General features: G+C 73.7%; 18 protein-coding genes. 3 read left to right on the top strand and 15 right to left on the bottom strand.

Going from position 1 to position 16,601, the window contains the following annotated elements:
- Nucleotides 1-27 precede the first annotated feature (27 nt).
- The 4 genes from OG553_RS26550 to OG553_RS26535 all read right to left on the bottom strand — a co-directional run bounded on the left by OG553_RS26550 (nucleotide 28) and on the right by OG553_RS26535 (nucleotide 3,206).
- Complete coding sequence (locus OG553_RS26550) at nucleotides 28-615, bottom strand: lysophospholipid acyltransferase family protein (protein WP_405983143.1); 588 nt, start codon at nucleotides 613-615, stop codon at nucleotides 28-30.
- 56 nt (nucleotides 616-671) lie between these two features.
- Entirely contained in the window at nucleotides 672-1,373 is a 702-nt protein-coding gene (cmk, locus tag OG553_RS26545) for a (d)CMP kinase (protein WP_405981381.1), read from the bottom strand.
- A 133-nt stretch (nucleotides 1,374-1,506) separates the two neighbouring features.
- Nucleotides 1,507-2,595: a prephenate dehydrogenase gene (locus OG553_RS26540; RefSeq protein ID WP_405981380.1), complete on the bottom strand. Its 1,089-nt coding sequence runs from the start codon at nucleotides 2,593-2,595 to the stop codon at nucleotides 1,507-1,509.
- 131 nt (nucleotides 2,596-2,726) lie between these two features.
- A complete protein-coding gene (locus OG553_RS26535) occupies nucleotides 2,727-3,206 on the bottom strand; it encodes a YidB family protein (protein ID WP_405981379.1) in 480 nt (159 codons plus the stop codon).
- Nucleotides 3,207-3,349: 143 nt separating this feature from the next.
- Between OG553_RS26535 and OG553_RS26530 the strand changes: the two genes are divergently transcribed.
- The 3 genes from OG553_RS26530 to OG553_RS26520 all read left to right on the top strand — a co-directional run bounded on the left by OG553_RS26530 (nucleotide 3,350) and on the right by OG553_RS26520 (nucleotide 4,950).
- A complete protein-coding gene (locus tag OG553_RS26530) occupies nucleotides 3,350-3,685 on the top strand; it encodes a DUF952 domain-containing protein (RefSeq protein ID WP_405981378.1) in 336 nt (111 codons plus the stop codon).
- Between the two features lie 85 nt (nucleotides 3,686-3,770).
- Nucleotides 3,771-4,235, top strand: coding sequence for a Rieske (2Fe-2S) protein (locus OG553_RS26525; protein WP_405981377.1), 465 nt, complete (start codon nucleotides 3,771-3,773; stop codon nucleotides 4,233-4,235).
- A gap of 28 nt (nucleotides 4,236-4,263) precedes the next feature.
- On the top strand, nucleotides 4,264-4,950 hold the full coding sequence (locus OG553_RS26520; RefSeq protein ID WP_405981376.1) for a DNA polymerase beta superfamily protein: 687 nt from the start codon (nucleotides 4,264-4,266) through the stop codon (nucleotides 4,948-4,950).
- Here the strand turns inward: OG553_RS26520 and OG553_RS26515 are convergent.
- The 11 genes from OG553_RS26515 to ald all read right to left on the bottom strand — a co-directional run bounded on the left by OG553_RS26515 (nucleotide 4,947) and on the right by ald (nucleotide 16,451).
- Entirely contained in the window at nucleotides 4,947-5,711 is a 765-nt protein-coding gene (locus OG553_RS26515; RefSeq protein WP_405981375.1) for a DNA polymerase beta superfamily protein, read from the bottom strand. The genes OG553_RS26520 and OG553_RS26515 overlap by 4 nt on opposite strands.
- A 3-nt stretch (nucleotides 5,712-5,714) precedes the next feature.
- Nucleotides 5,715-6,731 (bottom strand): ADP-ribosylglycohydrolase family protein, encoded by a 1,017-nt coding sequence (locus OG553_RS26510; RefSeq protein ID WP_405981374.1) that lies wholly within the window; start codon nucleotides 6,729-6,731, stop codon nucleotides 5,715-5,717.
- Entirely contained in the window at nucleotides 6,728-7,486 is a 759-nt protein-coding gene (locus OG553_RS26505) for an NUDIX hydrolase (protein WP_405983142.1), read from the bottom strand. Before OG553_RS26505 ends, OG553_RS26510 begins: the two co-directional genes overlap by 4 nt.
- Entirely contained in the window at nucleotides 7,450-8,538 is a 1,089-nt protein-coding gene (locus OG553_RS26500) for an AAA family ATPase (RefSeq protein ID WP_405981373.1), read from the bottom strand. The genes OG553_RS26505 and OG553_RS26500 overlap by 37 nt, the downstream gene beginning before the upstream one ends.
- A complete protein-coding gene (gene pnuC / locus OG553_RS26495; protein ID WP_405981372.1) occupies nucleotides 8,535-9,143 on the bottom strand; it encodes a nicotinamide riboside transporter PnuC in 609 nt (202 codons plus the stop codon). The genes OG553_RS26500 and pnuC overlap by 4 nt, the downstream gene beginning before the upstream one ends.
- A 146-nt stretch (nucleotides 9,144-9,289) precedes the next feature.
- Nucleotides 9,290-10,618: a pseudouridine synthase gene (locus tag OG553_RS26490; protein ID WP_405981371.1), complete on the bottom strand. Its 1,329-nt coding sequence runs from the start codon at nucleotides 10,616-10,618 to the stop codon at nucleotides 9,290-9,292.
- A complete protein-coding gene (gene scpB, locus OG553_RS26485; protein WP_405981370.1) occupies nucleotides 10,618-11,244 on the bottom strand; it encodes an SMC-Scp complex subunit ScpB in 627 nt (208 codons plus the stop codon). The genes OG553_RS26490 and scpB overlap by 1 nt, the downstream gene beginning before the upstream one ends.
- Nucleotides 11,241-12,302 (bottom strand): segregation and condensation protein A, encoded by a 1,062-nt coding sequence (locus OG553_RS26480; RefSeq protein ID WP_405981369.1) that lies wholly within the window; start codon nucleotides 12,300-12,302, stop codon nucleotides 11,241-11,243. Before OG553_RS26480 ends, scpB begins: the two co-directional genes overlap by 4 nt.
- A 1,025-nt stretch (nucleotides 12,303-13,327) precedes the next feature.
- Nucleotides 13,328-13,864: a hypothetical protein gene (locus OG553_RS26475; protein WP_405981368.1), complete on the bottom strand. Its 537-nt coding sequence runs from the start codon at nucleotides 13,862-13,864 to the stop codon at nucleotides 13,328-13,330.
- On the bottom strand, nucleotides 13,849-15,009 hold the full coding sequence (locus tag OG553_RS26470) for a ParA family protein (protein ID WP_125604141.1): 1,161 nt from the start codon (nucleotides 15,007-15,009) through the stop codon (nucleotides 13,849-13,851). The genes OG553_RS26475 and OG553_RS26470 overlap by 16 nt, the downstream gene beginning before the upstream one ends.
- A 326-nt stretch (nucleotides 15,010-15,335) precedes the next feature.
- Nucleotides 15,336-16,451 carry an alanine dehydrogenase gene (ald, locus tag OG553_RS26465; protein ID WP_362466291.1) on the bottom strand — a complete coding sequence of 372 codons (1,116 nt, stop codon included), beginning with the start codon at nucleotides 16,449-16,451 and terminating at the stop codon, nucleotides 15,336-15,338.
- Nucleotides 16,452-16,601 lie beyond the last annotated feature (150 nt).

The following is a 16,601-nucleotide window of genomic DNA, read 5'->3' as shown; positions in this document are numbered from 1 at the left end:
CGGTTCCACTACTGGTTCAAGTCTCGCTCAGCGCCCGGTGAGGCGCTTGGCGTCGGCCAGGTGGGCGGTCAGCCGCCCCTGGATGCGTGCGGTGGCCTCGTCCAGCGCGGTGCGCGTACGGCGGCCCGTGCCGTCCCCGGCGTCGAAGGCGGATCCGAAGACCACGTCGACCCGGCTGCGCAGCGGCGGCAGGCCCTTGACGAGCCTGCCCTTGGCCTCGGTGCTGCCCAGGACGGCCACGGGGACGACCGGGGCGCCGCTGCGGACGGCGAAGTAGGCGAGCCCGGCGCGCAGGGACGCGAAGTCCCCCTCGCCCCGGGTGCCCTCGGGGAATATCCCCAGGGCGCCGCCGTTCTCCAGGACGCCGAGGGCCCGGCTTATCGCGGTCCGGTCGGTGCCGGTGCGGTCCACCTTCACCTGCCCGATCCCTTCCAGGAAGGGGCCGAGCGGGCCGACGTACGCCTCCTTCTTGATCAGGAAGTGCAGCGGCCTCGGCGCGGTGCCCATGACCATGGGTCCGTCGATGTTGTGCGCGTGGTTCACGGCGAGGATGACGGGGCCGGAGGCGGGCACCTTCCAGGCCCCCAGCACGCGCGGCTTCCACAGCCCGTACATGAGGCCGATGCCGATGCGCCGGCCGACCGCCGCACCCTTGGGGGAGGGCGCTGCGCTCACTTGGTGCGCCGCTCTTCCACCAGGGTCACGACGCACTCGATGACCTGGTCGAGGGTGAGCTCGGTGGTGTCGACCTCGACGGCGTCGCCCGCCTTGGCCAGCGGGGAGGTCTTGCGGCCGGAGTCGGCGGCGTCGCGCTTGATCAGCGCTTCCTTGGTGGCCGCGAGGTCCGTGGCCTCCTTGCCGCGCAGCTCGCCGCTGCGGCGGGCGGCACGGGCCTCGGCCGAGGCCGTCAGGAAGACCTTGAGGTCGGCGTCCGGCAGGACGGTGGTGCCGATGTCCCGGCCCTCGACCACGATCCCGTCGGCCTCCTCGGCCGCCTCGGCGGCGATGGAGCGCTGGAGGTCGGTGATCAGGGCGCGCACCTCGGGGACGGCGCTGACGGCGCTGACCTTGGAGGTGACCTCCTGGGTGCGGATCGGGCCGGAGGCGTCCAGGCCGTCCACCGTGATGGTGGGGGCGGCCGGGTCCGTGCCGGAGACGATGGCCGGCTTGCCGGCGGCGAGGGCGATCGCCTGCGGGTCGTCGGTGTCGACGCCGTTGGTGATCATCCACCAGGTGATGGCCCGGTACTGGGCACCGGTGTCCAGGTATCGCAGCCCGAGCTTGGCGGCCACGGCCTTGGAGGTGCTGGACTTGCCCGTGCCGGAGGGACCGTCGATGGCGACGATCACGGCGGACGGAGCGGCGGTTTCCACGGTGCGGGCACCTTCCTGGTTGCGCGTACGTGTGCGGGCGCGCCAAAAGCGCCCCCGCACCAGGTTACCGGCCCCGGGCGCCCGCCGTTCCCGGCCGGTCGCGGCGGCGGCTCCCGGCCGCCGCCGCGAGCGGCTACTGCTGGCGCAGCGCCCAGCCCCGCTCGCGCAGCTCGGCGGTCAGGGCGGCGACCGCGCGGGGTTCCACCATGAGCTGGACCAGACCGGCCTGCTGGCCGGTGGCGTGCTCGATCCGGACGTCCTCGATGTTGACCCCGGCCCGGCCGGCGTCCGCGAAGATCCGGGCCAGTTCGCCGGGCTTGTCGCTGATGAACACGCCGACGGTCTCGTACGCCATGGGCGCCGCGCCGTGCTTGCCGGGCACCCGGACCCGGCCGGCGTTGCCGCGCTTGAGGACGTCCTCGATGCCGGCCGCGCCGCCCTTGCGCTCGGTCTCGTCGGCGGACTGGAGGCCGCGCAGCGCCTCCACGGTCTCCGCCAGGTCGGCGGCGATGCCGGCCAGGACGTCGGCCACCGGTCCGGGGTTGGCGGAGAGGATCTCCACCCACATCCGGGGGTCGGAGGCCGCGATGCGGGTCACGTCGCGGATGCCCTGCCCGCACAGCCGGACGGCCGTCTCGTCGGCCTCCTCCAGGCGGGCGGCGACCATGCTGGACACCAGCTGGGGGGTGTGCGAGACCAGCGCCACCGCCCGGTCGTGGGCGTCGGCGTCCATCACCACGGGGACGGCCCGGCACAGCGCGACGAGCTCCAGGGCGAGGTTGAGCACCTCGTGGTCCGTTTCGCGGGTCGGGGTCAGCACCCAGGGCCGCCCCTCGAACAGGTCCGCGGTGGCGGCCAGCGGGCCGGAGCGCTCCTTGCCGGCCATGGGGTGGGTGCCGATGTAGGCGGAGGTGTCGGCGCCCAGCGCGGCGAGCTCCCGGCGCGGGCCGCCCTTGACGCTGGCCACGTCCACGTAGGCGCGGGCCAGTCCGCGTCCGATGGCGTCGGCCAGCGCGGCGGCGACGTGGGCCGGGGGGACGGCGACGATCGCGAGGTCCACCTGGCCCTCGGGGGCGTCGTCGGTGCCGGCGCCCAGGGCGGCGGCCGTGCGGGCCTGCGCCGGGTCGTGGTCGACGAGGTGGACGCTGATGCCCCGGGCGGTCAGGGCGAGCGCCGCGGAGGTGCCGATCAGTCCGGTTCCGATGACGACGGCGGTTCTCACGGGGCGCTCCAAGGGTGATCACGTAACGGCGGGCTGGGCCTGACTCAGGGTAGCCACTCGGTACCGCGAAAGGACCCGGCGGTCCGCCCTGTGGACGGGGCCGGGCCCTCGCGGACGATCCCGCCCCGCGGTCAGAGGTTCTGCTTGCGGATGATGTCCTCCAGCGACTCGGTCGGCACCTGGCCGCCCGGGGTCAGCTTGTCGACGGCCTGCGGGAGCGCCTGGGCGATCTGGTCGGCGGCCTCGTCGGGGCTGACGCCCGCCTGCTGCGCGGCCTGCTGGAGGGTCTCGTCCGGCAGCGCCTCCTTGATCTGGGCGCCGCTGACGGGCTGGTTCTCGCCGGTGCCGATCCAGGACTGCGCCTGGTCGGCGAGTCCGGACTTGGTCAGCATGTCCAGCAGCCCGCCGAGGGGGTTGTCCGCCCCTCCGGCCTGCGCGCCTCCCGCCTGCGCGCCCGCGGACGGCGCGCCCGCGGCACCGCCGCCGCCCAGCAGGGCGCCGAGCAGCGCGCCGAGGATGTTGCCCCCGCCGCCGGCCGCCGCGCCGCCGCTGCCGCCCTGGCCGCCGCCGAGGAGTCCGCCGAGGAGGGAGCCGAGGTCATTACCCGCCATGGTCCTGTTGCCTTTCGAAGGGGGACCGGGCGAGCGCGCGTCAGCGGCGGGCCCGGCTTCGAGACACGGACAATGTCACCCGGATCACCCCGTACCGCCACTTGGCGCACCGCTGTCCGCCGCCGTGCGGTAGAACCACCGGCATGATCTTCCACATCGTTCCGCTCGCCGACTGGGGTGCCGCTCCGGAATCCCCGTACGCCCCCGGTTCGCTCGCCGCCCAGGGCTTCGTGCACTGCTCGGCGGACCGGCCCACCGTGCTCGCCATCGCGGACTCCCACTACCGCGAGGTGCCCGGTGTCCTGCTCGCCGTGGAGCTCGACGAGGCGGCCCTGACGGCGGAGGTCCGCCGGACCGGGCCCGGGGACCCGTACCCCCACGTCCACGGGCCGCTGAACCGCGACGCCGTGATCCGCGTGTGGGAGGTCGTACGCACTTCCGGCGGCCCGGCGGACCTGGCCCCCTGGCGGCCGGAGTGAGGCAGACGGTGTGGCGGGCTTCTCCTGGGGCCCGCCGCACGCCAGGATGCACCTCGCATCCCGGCCACCCAGCAAGGAGCCCCGCATGACCGACTCGAACACCGCCCGGCGCACCGTACTGGCGGCCGGAGCCGCCGTCCTGGCGGGCGGCACCCTCGCCGCCTGCGGGTCCGACGCGGACAAGCCCGACACCGGGGCCGGCACCGCCTCCACCCCGCAGACGGGCACGTCCCCGGGGGCCTCGGCGCCGGGCGCGGTCGCGGAGCCGCTGGTGAAGTCCTCCGCGGTACCGGTCGGCGGCGGCACCGTCCTGAAGGAGCAGAAGGTGGTGGTCACCCAGCCGACGGCCGGCTCCTTCCGCTGCTTCTCGGCCGTCTGCCCGCACCAGGGCTGCCTGGTGGACAAGGTCGAGAACGGCACGATCGACTGCCCCTGCCACGGCAGCAAGTTCAAGGTCGCCGACGGGGCCGTGGCCCACGGGCCGGCGGTCAAGCCGCTCGCGGAGAAGAAGATCACCGTGTCCCCCGAGGGGGAAATCTCGCTCGCCTAGCGGGCGCGGCGCCGCCTACCCTCCCGGGATGGACGACCTCACCCTGGTCCGGGACCACACGATCTACGCCTGCGTGATGGGCTCCCGCGCCTTCGGGCTGGCCACGGAGGCGAGCGACACCGACCGGCGCGGTGTCTACCTCGCCCCCACGCCGCTCTTCTGGCGGTTCGAAAAGCCCCCGACGCATGTCGAGGGGCCCCGGGAGGAGGAGTTCTCCTGGGAGCTGGAGCGCTTCTGCGAGCTGGCCCTGCGCGCCAACCCGAACATCCTGGAGTGCCTGCACTCCCCGCTGGTGGAGCGGCTCACCCCGGTGGGCGAGGAACTGCTGTCCCTGCGCGGGGCCTTCCTCTCCCGCCGGGCCCACGCCACCTTCAGCCGTTACGCGGTCTCCCAGCACCGCAAGCTCCTCGCGGACGTCCGCGTCCACGGCGCCCCGCGCTGGAAGCACGCCATGCACCTGCTGCGGCTGCTGGTGTCCTGCCGCGACCTGCTGCGCACGGGCCGGCTGACGATCGACGCGGGCGCGGACCGCGAGCGGTTCCTCGCGGTCAAGCGGGGCGAGGTCGGCTGGGACGAGGTCGACTCCTGGATGACCCGCCTGGCCGGGGAGTCCGAGGCGGCCCTCTCCACCAGCCCGCTGCCCGCCGACCCGGACGGGGCCCGCGTGGCGGACTTCCTCCACCGCACCCGCCGCGCCTCGGCCGTGACGGCCTAGGGGACCTCCAGCCCCGTGCGGTGGCGTACGACGAACTCGTCGAGCTCCTCGTACGCGCTCACGTACTCCGGCAGCGCCGTGCCCGCCTGCGCCGCGTCCAGCACCTCGTGCAGCGCGGCGAAGTCCCGGCCGACCGCGTCCACCGCGGGTCCCTCGTACCCGCCGTGCTCGGCGGCCACCTTGGCCTCGATCAGCCCGGCCAGGTACCGGGGCGCCTCCGGGACCTCCCCGAGCAGGGTGGGCAGGTGCGCCTGCACCTGCGCGGAGCGCATCAGGTGGATGCCCGTGAGCAGCGCGCGGAAGGCGTAGAGCAGGGGCTTCAGCTCGGCCGTCTTCTCGAAGAGCCGCCACTGGGTGTTGGCGAAGCCCCGGTAGTGGTGGGCGTGGTGGCCGGTGAGCACGCCCGGGGCCAGCGCGGCCAGTTCCGCGTGCGCCCCGGTCGTGTGGACCACGAGGGGGGACAGCAGCTGCTCCAGCACGTAGCCGTTGCGCCGCAGCATCAGGCGGACGAACTTGCGCAGGTCGTGCGTGACGAGGTCCAGTTCGACGCCGTCGTCGACCCACATCCGGGTCCGGGTCTCCTCCGGATCGCGCAGGCCGAGCAGGGCGCGCGGCGGCAGCAGGTGGGCGCCGCGCAGGTCGATGTCGGAGTCCCGGGAGGGGAAGCCGTACAGGTGGGCCCCGGAGACGGTGGCGAAGAGCAGCGGGTCGGGCTGCTCCGCGACGACGGGGGCGAGGTCGATCTCCATCGCGTCCAGCACGGCTCACGCGTCCCAGAGGGCGCCGAAGGCGAGGAGTTCCTCGCGGTACTCGATGCGGCCCTCCCAGTCGCGGGGCCAGACGTCGGCGCCGAGGTGGGCGCCGGCGAAGGCGCCTGCCAGGCAGGCGATCGAGTCGGAGTCCCCGGCGGTGCAGGCGGCGCGGCGCAGGGCGAGGAGGGGTTCGTCCGGGAAGAGCAGGAAGCAGTGGAGGGCGGTGGCGAGGGCCTCCTCGGCGATCCAGCCCTCGCCGGTGGCCAGGCAGGGGTCGGTCTCCGGGGAGGGGCTGCGCAGGGCGGCCGCGAGCCGGTCCAGGACGGCCAGGCACTCGTCCCATCCCCGGGCGATGAAGGACTCCGGCGAGGCGTCGGAGGCGGTGCGCATCCAGAGGTCGCCGAGCCAGCGCTCGTGGTAGCGGGTGCGGTTCTCCAGGGCGTACGAGCGCAGCTGCCCGACCAGGCCGGTGACCTCGGTGCCCAGCGCCAGGAGGTGCACGGCGCGGGCGGTCAGGTCGGAGGCGGCGAGGGCGGTGGGGTGGCCGTGGGTGAGGGCCGACTGGAGCTGGGCGGCGCCCGCGCGCTCCTCGTCGGTCCAGCCGGGGACCAGGCCGACGGGGACCACGCGCATGTTGGCGCCGCAGCCCTTGGAGCCGGTCTGGCTGGCGTCGCGCCAGTCCCGCGACGGCTCGTTCAGCAGGCCGCAGGCCACCAGGCAGGTGCGGCCGGGGGCGCGGTTGTTCTCCGGGGAGTGGTACCAGTCGACGAACTCCTCGCGGACCGGCCGGGCCAGCCGCAGCGGGCCGACGCGGCCGCGCTCGGCGGCGGTCCGTATGCCGCGGGCCAGGGCCAGGGTCATCTGGGTGTCGTCGGTGACGATCGCGGGGCGGGGCAGCCGCATCTCGCGCCACGGGCCGGTCTTGGCGAGGATGGCCGGTACGTCGTTGAACTCCGTCGGGAATCCGAGGGCGTCGCCGAGGGCCAGGCCTACGAGGGCGCCCGTCGCGGCACGCTTGGTGGCGGTCACAGGGTGGGTCCTTCCGAGGGGCGGAGCAGGGGCGGGTGGAGGGTGGTCGCCGGGCCGGCCCGGTACAGCGCGGCGGGTTTGCCGCGGCCGCCGGTCAGCCGGGCGGCGCCGGGCACGGCCTCGACGAAGCCGGGCGTGGCGAGCACCTTGCGGCGGAAGTTGGGGCGGTCCAGGGAGGTGTCCCAGACGGTCTCGTAGACGGCCTGGAGCTCCCCGAGGGTGAACTCGGGCGGGCAGAAGGCGGTGGCCAGGCAGGTGTACTCCAGCTTGGAGCCCACCCGCCGCCGGGCGTCCGCGAGGATCAGGCCGTGGTCGAAGGCGAGTCCGGAGGCTTCCCCGACCGGCACCCAGCGGGCCCGGTCGGCGTCCCCGCCGCCCTCCTCGGCCGGTTCGGGCATGTCGGGGACGAGGGCGGTGAAGGCGACCGACACCACCCGCATCCGGGGGTCCCGGTCCGGTTCGCTGTAGGTGCGCAGCTGTTCCAGGTGCAGGGCGCCGACCAGGGCGGGCGGCAGGCCGGTCTCCTCGGCGAGCTCCCGGCGGGCGGCCGTCTCGGCGGACTCCCGGGGCAGGACGAAGCCGCCGGGGAGCGCCCAGGCGCCCGCGTACGGTTCCCGGCCGCGCCGGATCAGCAGGACGTGCAGGGCGCCGCCGCGGACGGTGAGGACGGCGAGGTCGACGGTCACCGCGAAGGGCTCGAAGGCGTACGGGTCGTAGTTCACCGGCGCTCCGGGAGGGGTGCCGCGAACCGCCAGCCTTCGGACAGCAGGCCGTCGACCGCCGCCACGGCCGCGTCGAGCCGGGTCCGCCGGTCCCCGCCCACGGTCAGGAAACGCCTGCCCGTGCGGGTGAGTTCCCGGCGGAAGCGGGCGGTCATCCAGGGTCTGAGCTCGGGCCCGTCGCGCAGTCCGTCGTCCTCGAAGGGGACCCCTTCGTGGTCGGTGAGCAGGTACAGGTCGCGGGGGCGGCGGGCGGCGACGCGTTCGACCTCGGCGTTGCGGCCGCCGAGGTAGCGCTCGTGCCAGATGCCGGTGGCGAAGGAGTCGGTGTCGCAGAACAGCACCGGCGAGCCGAGCCGGGCGGCCCGCTCCTCCGCCTCGTCCTGGCGGCGGGCGATCACGGGGAACTCCCGGGAGGTGAAGGTCATGTCCTCCCAGGAGGCCGACGGGTCGACGGCGCGGGCCGCGGCGAGCTTCTCCTCGCTGTACTCCCGGCCGTACTCGGCGACCCAGCCGGTCTTCGCCCACACCCCGCCGCGGCGGCGGTAGTGCGCGGCCAGCTCCCGCGAGAGGGTGGTGGTGCCGGTGGACTCGGCGCCCAGGACGACGACCCGGCGGGCCAGGGCGGCCCGTACGCCGGGTCCGAGGAACTCCCAGTTGGCGGCGGGGTCCTCGCGCACGGCGGTCCCGGACACCGGGAACAGGGTGCGCGCCGGGTCCACGCAGACCTCCTCGGCGCCGAAGCGGCGGGCGAGTTCGGTCCCGTACTCCTCGGAGGTGAAGACGGCGTCCACGCGCCGGCCCACCGCGCCGCGGAAGATCGCCATGTGCGCCTCCCAGATCCCGGGGTCGTGCAGGTCGACGGGGACGTCGTCGACCGCGCCGACGACCTGCGCGCCGGGGTGTTCCTCGCGCATCCAGGCGACCCGGTCGGCGAGCGGCACGGACTCGACGGAGGCGGCGCAGACCAGGACGGTCAGCCGTTCGCACTGGTCCTGGGCGGTGCGCACCAGGTGGTGGTGGCCGGCGTGCGGCGGGTAGAACTTGCCGAGCACCAGCCCGTGGCCGTAGCGCTTGCCGCCGCTCATGCCGCCGCCTCCACGGCCGTACGGGCGCCCCGCGCGGGGAGCGCGCGGTGCCAGCCGACGAGTCCGGCCACGCACAGGGCGAGGAAGCCGGCGTAGAGCACCGAGGTCAGGTAGAGCCCCTTGTACGCGTACAGGGGGATGTAGACGAGGTCGGCGGCGATCCACAGCCACCAGGACTCCAGGAGCTTGCGGCACTGGCCGTAGGTGGCCATGAGGGAGAGCCCGGTGGTGAGGGCGTCCCAGAAGGGGACGGTGGAGTCGCTGACCCGGCCGAGCAGCAGGGTCAGGGCGGCGGTCCCCACCGCCCCCGCCACCAGCAGCCAGACCCATTCGGCGCGCGTGGTGCGGCGCACCGGCAGGGTCCCTGCGGTTCCTGGTCCACCCCCGTGGGTCCAGGACCACCAGCCGTAGGAGGCGAGGGCGATGAAGACGATCTGGAGCCCGGCGTCGGCGTAGAGGCCCGCCTGGGTGAACAGCACGATGAAGAAGAGGTTGTTGGCGATCCCGACCGGCCAGTTGGCGATGTGCTGCCGGGCCACCAGCCAGACGCATACGGCGCCCGTGACGAAGCCGAGGATCTCGGTCCAGCTCGTGTTCCAGCCCATACGGCCCACCCGCTCCCTTTAATAGTCACCCTGACTATAAACATGGCGGCGGTCCCGGGCAAGGCACCGGAAGGGACGGTGGCCGGGAAACGCGGAAGCCCGCAGTGCCGGGGGCACTGCGGGCTTCGACGGAGCGGGGGCGCGGACTACAGGCCGACCTCGCGCATGAGCATGCCGACCTCGGTGTTGGTCAGGCGGCGCAGCCAGCCGGACTTCTGGTCGCCCAGCTCGATCGGGCCGAAGGCGGTCCGCACGAGCTTGTCGACGGGGAAGCCCGCCTCGGACAGCATGCGGCGCACGATGTGCTTGCGGCCCTCGTGGAGGGTCACCTCGACCAGGTAGTTCTTGCCGACCTGGTCGACGACGCGGAAGTTGTCGGCGCGGGCGTACCCGTCCTCCAGCTCGATGCCCTCCTTGAGGCGCTTGCCGATGTCGCGCGGCAGCGAGCCGGTGATCGCGGCCACGTAGGTCTTCTGCACGCCGTACTTGGGGTGCGTGAGGCGGTGGGCCAGCTCACCGTGGTTGGTGAGGAGGATGATGCCCTCGGTCTCGGTGTCGAGCCGGCCCACGTGGAAGAGGCGGGTCTCGCGGTTGGTGACGTAGTCGCCCAGGCACTGGCGGCCGTCCGGGTCCTCCATGGTGGAGACGACGCCGGCCGGCTTGTTCAGGGCGAAGAACAGGAAGGACTGGGTGGCGACCGTCAGGCCGTCCACCTTGATCTCGTCCTTCGGCTGGACGCGCTTGCCCTGCTCGGTCACGATCTCGCCGTTGACCTCGACGCGGGCCTGCTCGATCAGCTCCTCGCAGGCGCGGCGCGAGCCCATGCCGGCCCGTGCGAGCACCTTCTGCAGGCGCTCGCCCTCCAGCTCGGCGCCCGGGAAGGTCTTCGGGGTCTTGATCACGGGCTTGTCGGCGTACCGGTCGCGCACGCGCTCCTCGATCCGCGCGTCCAGCTCACGGGGACGGGACTGGCCGCTGCGGCTGCCCGGACCGCTGCGCGGGCCGCCCGCGCCGCCGATGCCGGGGGTGCGGGAGGGAGTACGGGGGCCGCCCTTGGCCCCGCCGCGCGCCGCCGCGCCACGGGCGCCGCCGCCACCGGCGCGGGGACCGCTGCGACCGCTGCGCTCGCCCTCGGGGCCCACGTCGTAGCGGCGCTCCTCGGGGCGGGGGTTGCGGATGCGGGGTGCCGGCTGGTCGCGGTCGCGCGAGTCGGAGCCGCCCTGGTAGCCGCCGCGGGAGCCGCCGGAGCTGCCACCGCGGGAGCCGCCGGAGCCGCTGCCACCGCGGTAGCCACCGCCGCCGGAGCCACCGGACGAGCCGCCGCGGTAGCCACCGCCGCCCGAGCCGCTGCCCGAGCCGCCGCGGTAGCCGCCACCGCCGCCGGAGCCGCCGCCGCGGGCGCCACCGCGCCCGCCGCCGCTGCTGCCGCCGCTGTTCCTGTTGCCGCCACCGTTGCCGTTGCCGCTGCTTCGCATCAAAGTTCCGTCGTCTTGTCGTCGTCTACGTCAGTGTCCGGTGCGTCCGGATCGAACGACGGCACACCTTCTTGCGTCTCGGCTTCGATCGCGTCCGCCTCGGGAAGGAAGGGCGCGAGCTCCGGGAGCTCGTCCAGGCCGCGCAGGCCCATCCGCTCCAGAAAGTAGTTCGTCGTCCTGTACAGGATCGCACCTGTTTCGGGTTCCGTGCCCGCCTCGGCCACCAGACCCCTCTGGAGCAGGGTCCGCATGACCCCGTCGCAGTTCACCCCGCGGACCGCCGAGACCCGCGACCGGCTCACCGGCTGGCGGTACGCGACCACCGCCAGGGTCTCCAGGGCCGCCTGGGTGAGCCGGGCCTGCTGCCCGTCCAGGACGAAGGCCTCCACGGCGGCCGCGTACTCGGGCCGGGTGTAGAACCGCCAGCCCCCGGCGACCAGCCGCAGCTCGAAGCCGCGGCGCTGGGCGGTGTACTCGTCGGCGAGCTCGGAGAGGGCGTCGCAGACCTCGCGCGGGGTGCGGTCCAGCACCTTCGCGAGGTGTTCGGCGGTCGCGGGCTCGTCCACGACCATCAGCACGGCCTCCAGCGCGCCCTTCAGCTCCAGCCGGTCCCGCACCCCTGTCATTCCGCCACCTCCACGACTCGGTCGAACTCGTCCGTCACCCTCGGCATCCCGTCGCCGTCCCCGCCGCACCAGCGCACGGTGAGCCGCAGCAGGGCCTCCGGCTGGTCCAGGACCACGGCCTTCTCCCGGTACAGCTCCAGCAGCGCCAGGAAGCGGGCGACGACGGTGAGGGTGTCCGGGGCGTCCTCGGTCAGCTCCTGGAAGGTCGCCTCGCCGCGCGTCTTGAGCAGGCGTACGACGTGCCCGGCCTGCTCCCGCACGCTGACGAGGGGGGCGTGGATGTGGTCCACGTACACCTGCGGCGCGGCCTTGGGCTGCATGGCCCGCACCGCGAGCCGGGCGAGGCCGTCGGCGCCGATGCCGATCACCACCTCGGGCAGCAGGTCGGCGTGGTGCGGCTCCAGCCCGACGGTGCGCGGGTAGCGCTTGCCCTCGGCCTCGGCGCGGTCCTGGAAGATCGCGGCGATCTGCTTGTACGCCTTGTACTGGAGCAGCCGCGCGAACAGCAGGTCCCGGGCCTCCAGCAGGGCGAGGTCGGCCTCGTCCTCGACCTCGGCGGCGGGCAGCAGCCGGGCGGCCTTGAGGTCGAGCAGGGTGGCGGCGACCACGAGGAACTCGGTGGTCTGGTCGAGGTCCCAGTCCGGGCCCATGGCGCGGATGTGCGCCATGAACTCGTCGGTGACCTTGGAGAGGGCGACCTCGGTGACGTCGAGCTTGTGCCGGGAGATCAGCTGCAGCAGGAGGTCGAAGGGCCCCTCGAAGTTGTCGAGCCGCAACGTGAACCGCCCGTCGCCGGCGGCGGGCGCGGCCGGCGGGCACGCTACGGGGCCTGCGGCGCCCCCGGCCGGGCCGTCAGCGGGGCGAGCGGTGGCCCGCGCGGGGCCTGCGCCGCCTCCAGGCGGGGCGTCAGGGGCCTGGGGGGCTTCCCCGGCCCCCGGGCCGTCCCCGAGCGCCTCGCGGGCCTCAGTGGGCCCCTCAGCGGCCTCCTGAGCCACCCCTGGGCCACGGCCCAGGCTCCGGCGGGCCGGACGGGGGGCGGCGTCTTCGTTCGGGGGCATCGCGGTCCAGGGTGGTACGGGTTTCGGCCGAGCGGCCACGGGTGCAGCCTAGGCCCTGGCCGACCAGCCACACGCCCACCGCTGCGCGGGGCCGGGTCCCCTACCCGCCCTTCACCCGTTCTCGCCTCAATCGCCGGCGGGGCTGGGGACTGACGCTACCCGCCGGGCACGGCTGCGGACTGACGGCTGGGGGGCTGACGCTGCTTGCCGGGCACTGCTGGGGTCGAGCGCTGCCCGCCGGGCACGACTGGGGACTGACGCTGCCCGCCGGGCGCGGCTGGGGGGCTGACGCTGCTTGCCGGGCACGGCTGGGGTCGAGCGCTGCCCGCCGGGCACGACTGGGGACTGACGCTGCCCGCCGGGCGCGGCTGGGGGGCTGACGCTGCTTGCCGGGCACGGCTGGGGGGGGGCTGACGCTGCCCGCCGGGCACGGCTGGGGGGGGCTGACGCTGCCCGCCGGGCACGGCTGGGGGGGGGCTGACGCTGCTTGCCGGGCGCGGCTGGGGTCGAGCGCTGCCCGCCGGGCGCGGCTCACTACACGGCGCTACCGCGCCCGCGCCTCAAGCGCCGGCGGGGCTGGGGTTGCGCCTGTCGGCCCGGGCCGGCGAAATCCAGTCCCGCCGGCGTTTGAGGCGCTGGGGGTCCCCCCAGCGGTAGGGGGAGGGTCTGGGAGCGGAGCCCCCCAGGGGGTCCGGGGCGCAGCCCCGGGGAACGGGCGAAGGGCGGGTAGGGGACCTCGCCCCGCGCAGCGGACAACCACCCGCAGGCGACCCACCGGCCCCGGCCACCCGAACCGACCCCGCCCCGGGCCGACGGCCGGAGGCTGTCGCAGCGGCCCGAAGCCGGTCAGGCCGCCCGCGGCCGCACCCCGCGAGCGGCGCGTCAAAGAGGGGACGGCCGGAGGCTGTCGCAGCGGCGCGAAGCCGGTCAGGCGCCCCGGCGCGGGCCCGCGCGAGCGGCGCCTCAAGAAGGCGTGGCGCCCAGGCGCCGCACCGCGCGAGCGGCGCGTCAAGAAGGAAAAGGAATCAGCGGCCGCGGAGCCGGCGGACCAGGATGCTGGCGTCGCCGCGCGACTCCAGGTCCGCGAGGACGACCGCGACAGCCTCGCGGACGATCCGCCCCCGGTCGACCGCGAGCCCGTGCTCCCCGCGGAGCACCAGACGGGCGTGCTCCAGGTCCATGAGCTCCTCCGCGGAGACGTAGACCGTGATCTTCTCGTCGTGCCGCTCGCGCCCGCTCGGCCGCCGGTTCGCGCCCCGGCTCTGGCCCTTGCCCTGCCGGGGGCCGGCGCCGGCGCCGGTGCTGACAGAACCTTCCTGCGGCCTGCGCTGCGCGCCCACCGAGCCCGCGCCGGGCTCCGCGGCCTCCCGGCCCCGGGTCTCCCCCGTGGTCCGCGTCGTGCCGTCCGCCGGTGCCGCCGCGTGCTCCGTGCCCGCACCGCCACCGCCCCCGGCAGCCGGCGCCTCGTCGGCGCCCCGCCGCGGCGAGGACGACTGGAGGGCCATCCCCCCGGTCGTGCGGAACAGTTCGTCGGCTCCGGGCAGACTCACTCGGCGGGACACCGGGCGAGCACCTCCCTGGCCAGCTGGCGGTAGGCGGCGGCGCCGACGGAGTTGGACGCGTACGTGGTGATCGGCTCACCGGCGACCGTGGTCTCCGGGAAGCGCACCGTCCGGCCGATGACCGTGTGGTAGACGTGGTCGTCGAAGGCCTCGACCACGCGCGCGAGCACCTCGCGGCTGTGCACCGTGCGGGAGTCGTACATCGTGGCGAGGATGCCGTCGAGCTCCAGCTCCGGGTTGAGCCGCTCCTGGACCTTCTCGATGGTCTCCGTCAGCAGCGCGACACCGCGCAGCGCGAAGAACTCGCATTCCAGCGGCACGATGACCTTGTGAGCCGCCGTCAGGGCGTTCACCGTCAGCAGGCCGAGCGAGGGCTGACAGTCGATCACGATGTAGTCGTAGTCGGCCATCAGCGGCTTCAGCGCCCGCTGGAGCGTCGACTCGCGCGCGACCTCGCTCACCAACTGCACTTCGGCGGCGGACAGGTCGATGTTGCTCGGCAGCAGGTCCATGTTGGGGACCGCGGTCTTGAGCAGCACCTCGTCGGCCGACATGCCCCGCTCCATGAGCAGGTTGTAGACCGTCAGGTCGAGTTCCATCGGGTTCACGCCGAGGCCCACGGACAGCGCGCCCTGCGGGTCGAAGTCGACGAGCAGCACGCGGCGCCCGTACTCGGCGAGCGCGGCACCCAGGTTGATGGTCGACGTGGTCTTGCCCACGCCGCCCTTCTGGTTGCACATCGCGATGATCTTCGCCGGACCGTGGTCGGTCAGCGGACCCGGGATCGGGAAGTACGGCAGCGGCCGTCCGGTCGGGCCGATCCGCTCGCGGCGCTGGCGGGCAGCGTCGGGCGCGAGGGTGGCCGCGTACTCGGGGTCGGGCTCGTATTCCGCGTCGGGGTCGTAGAAGTGCCCCTCGGGCACCTGGTCGTAGTCGGCGAAACCAATGGGCGTATCGCCACCGTGGTCGCCGGCCGTGGAGTTCACGTCTAGGCCGTCCATGCTCTTTTGGGGCGTCGTCATGTGCTGGTGGTTTGCGAAGGTGCGGACCGCCACGGAGCCGACAGCTTCGAGCCCGGCAGGACCCTGTCCCCGCTCAGGCGTCCCTGCTCGACCACCTCCAGGAGCAAATGTCGACTCATTCACAAGTCGTCTTACCTCCTCGGACGTGACCAGGACACTTATCGATAGGTCAGCGTTGCACCATGCCGACGGTTGGCGACTCTATGGCGTGTCACCGCCCAGCGGCAACACAATCCGCCGGACCCGGCACGATGTGTCGGCAACCGAACACCACTCTGTCAAGGGCGTGCGCGCTGTCACTGCGAAGTTTCGCGGGTGTGCGAAAGGGTTAAAGGGTTACGTTCGAGGCGAGTTGAGCGGGCTCCGCGGGCCCCCCGCAAACGCGTCCGGCCGGACCTTGCGGGCAAGGTCCGGCCGGATACGTGAGATTGACGTCAGTCGTTGACGGTTCAGCCGAGCAGCGTGCTCAGCTCGAGGGTCTCAAGGCCGTGGGCCTCGGCGACCGGGCCGTAAACGACCTTGCCGTCATGGGTGTTGAGGCCCAAGGCCAGCGCCGGGTCACGGCGCAGCGCCTCGACCCAGCCGAGGTTCGCGAGCTGCACGATGTACGGCAGGGTCGCGTTCGTCAGGGCGTAGGTGGAGGTGTTCGGAACCGCGCCCGGCATGTTGGCGACGCAGTAGAAGACCGAGTTGTGGACCTGGAAGGTCGGCTCGGCGTGGGTGGTCGGACGGGAGTCCTCGAAGCAGCCGCCCTGGTCGATGGCAATGTCGACAAGGACACTTCCGGGCTTCATCTTGGCGACGAGCTCGTTGGTGACCAGCTTCGGGGCCTTCGCACCCGGGATCAGCACGGCGCCGATGACGAGGTCGGCCTCGACGACGGCCTTCTCCAGCTCGTAGGCGTTGGAGACGATCGTCTTGATCTTCGTGCCGAAGATCTTGTCGGCCTCGCGGAGCTTGTTGATGTCGCGGTCGAGCAGGGTCACGTGGAAGCCCATGCCGATGGCGATCTGCGCCGCGTTCCAGCCGGAGACGCCGCCGCCGATGACGACGCACTCGCCGGCGTGGGTGCCGGGGACGCCGCCGGGGAGGACGCCGCGGCCGCCGGCCGAGCGCATCAGGTGGTAGGCGCCGACCTGCGGGGCCAGGCGGCCCGCGACCTCGGACATCGGGGCGAGCAGCGGCAGCGCGCGGTTGGCGAGCTCGACCGTCTCGTACGCGATGGCGGTGGTGCCGGACTCCAGCAGGGCGTCCGTGCACTCGCGGGAGGCCGCGAGGTGCAGGTAGGTGAAGAGCGTCTGGTCCTTGCGGAGGCGGTGGTACTCCTCCGCGATGGGCTCCTTGACCTTCAGCAGCAGGTCCGCGGTGGCCCAGACCTCGTCGGCGGTGCCGAGGATCTCGGCGCCGGCGGCGACGTACTCGGCGTCCGTGATCGAGGAGCCGACACCGGCGTTCTGCTCGATGAAGACCTGGTGGCCATTGCGGACCAGCTCATGCACGCCGGCGGGCGTGATGGCGACCCGGAACTCGTTGTTCTTGACCTCGCGGGGGATGCCGACCTTCATCGTCGATCACGGTCCTTGGCTCAGGGGATATTACGGGGCACTTCCATACATACCCGCCCACAAGAACGCGCAACGGGATGCACCACTGATGTCGTGGTGAAGCCAGTCTAATGAAGGATGAGTCCCTGTCTAGCCTTGCAAACCAATAAG

Origin of the sequence: Streptomyces sp. NBC_00158 (genome assembly GCF_045160885.1) — a bacterium.
GTDB lineage: Bacteria > Actinomycetota > Actinomycetes > Streptomycetales > Streptomycetaceae > Streptomyces.
This window is presented reverse-complemented; position numbering and strand designations above follow the sequence as displayed.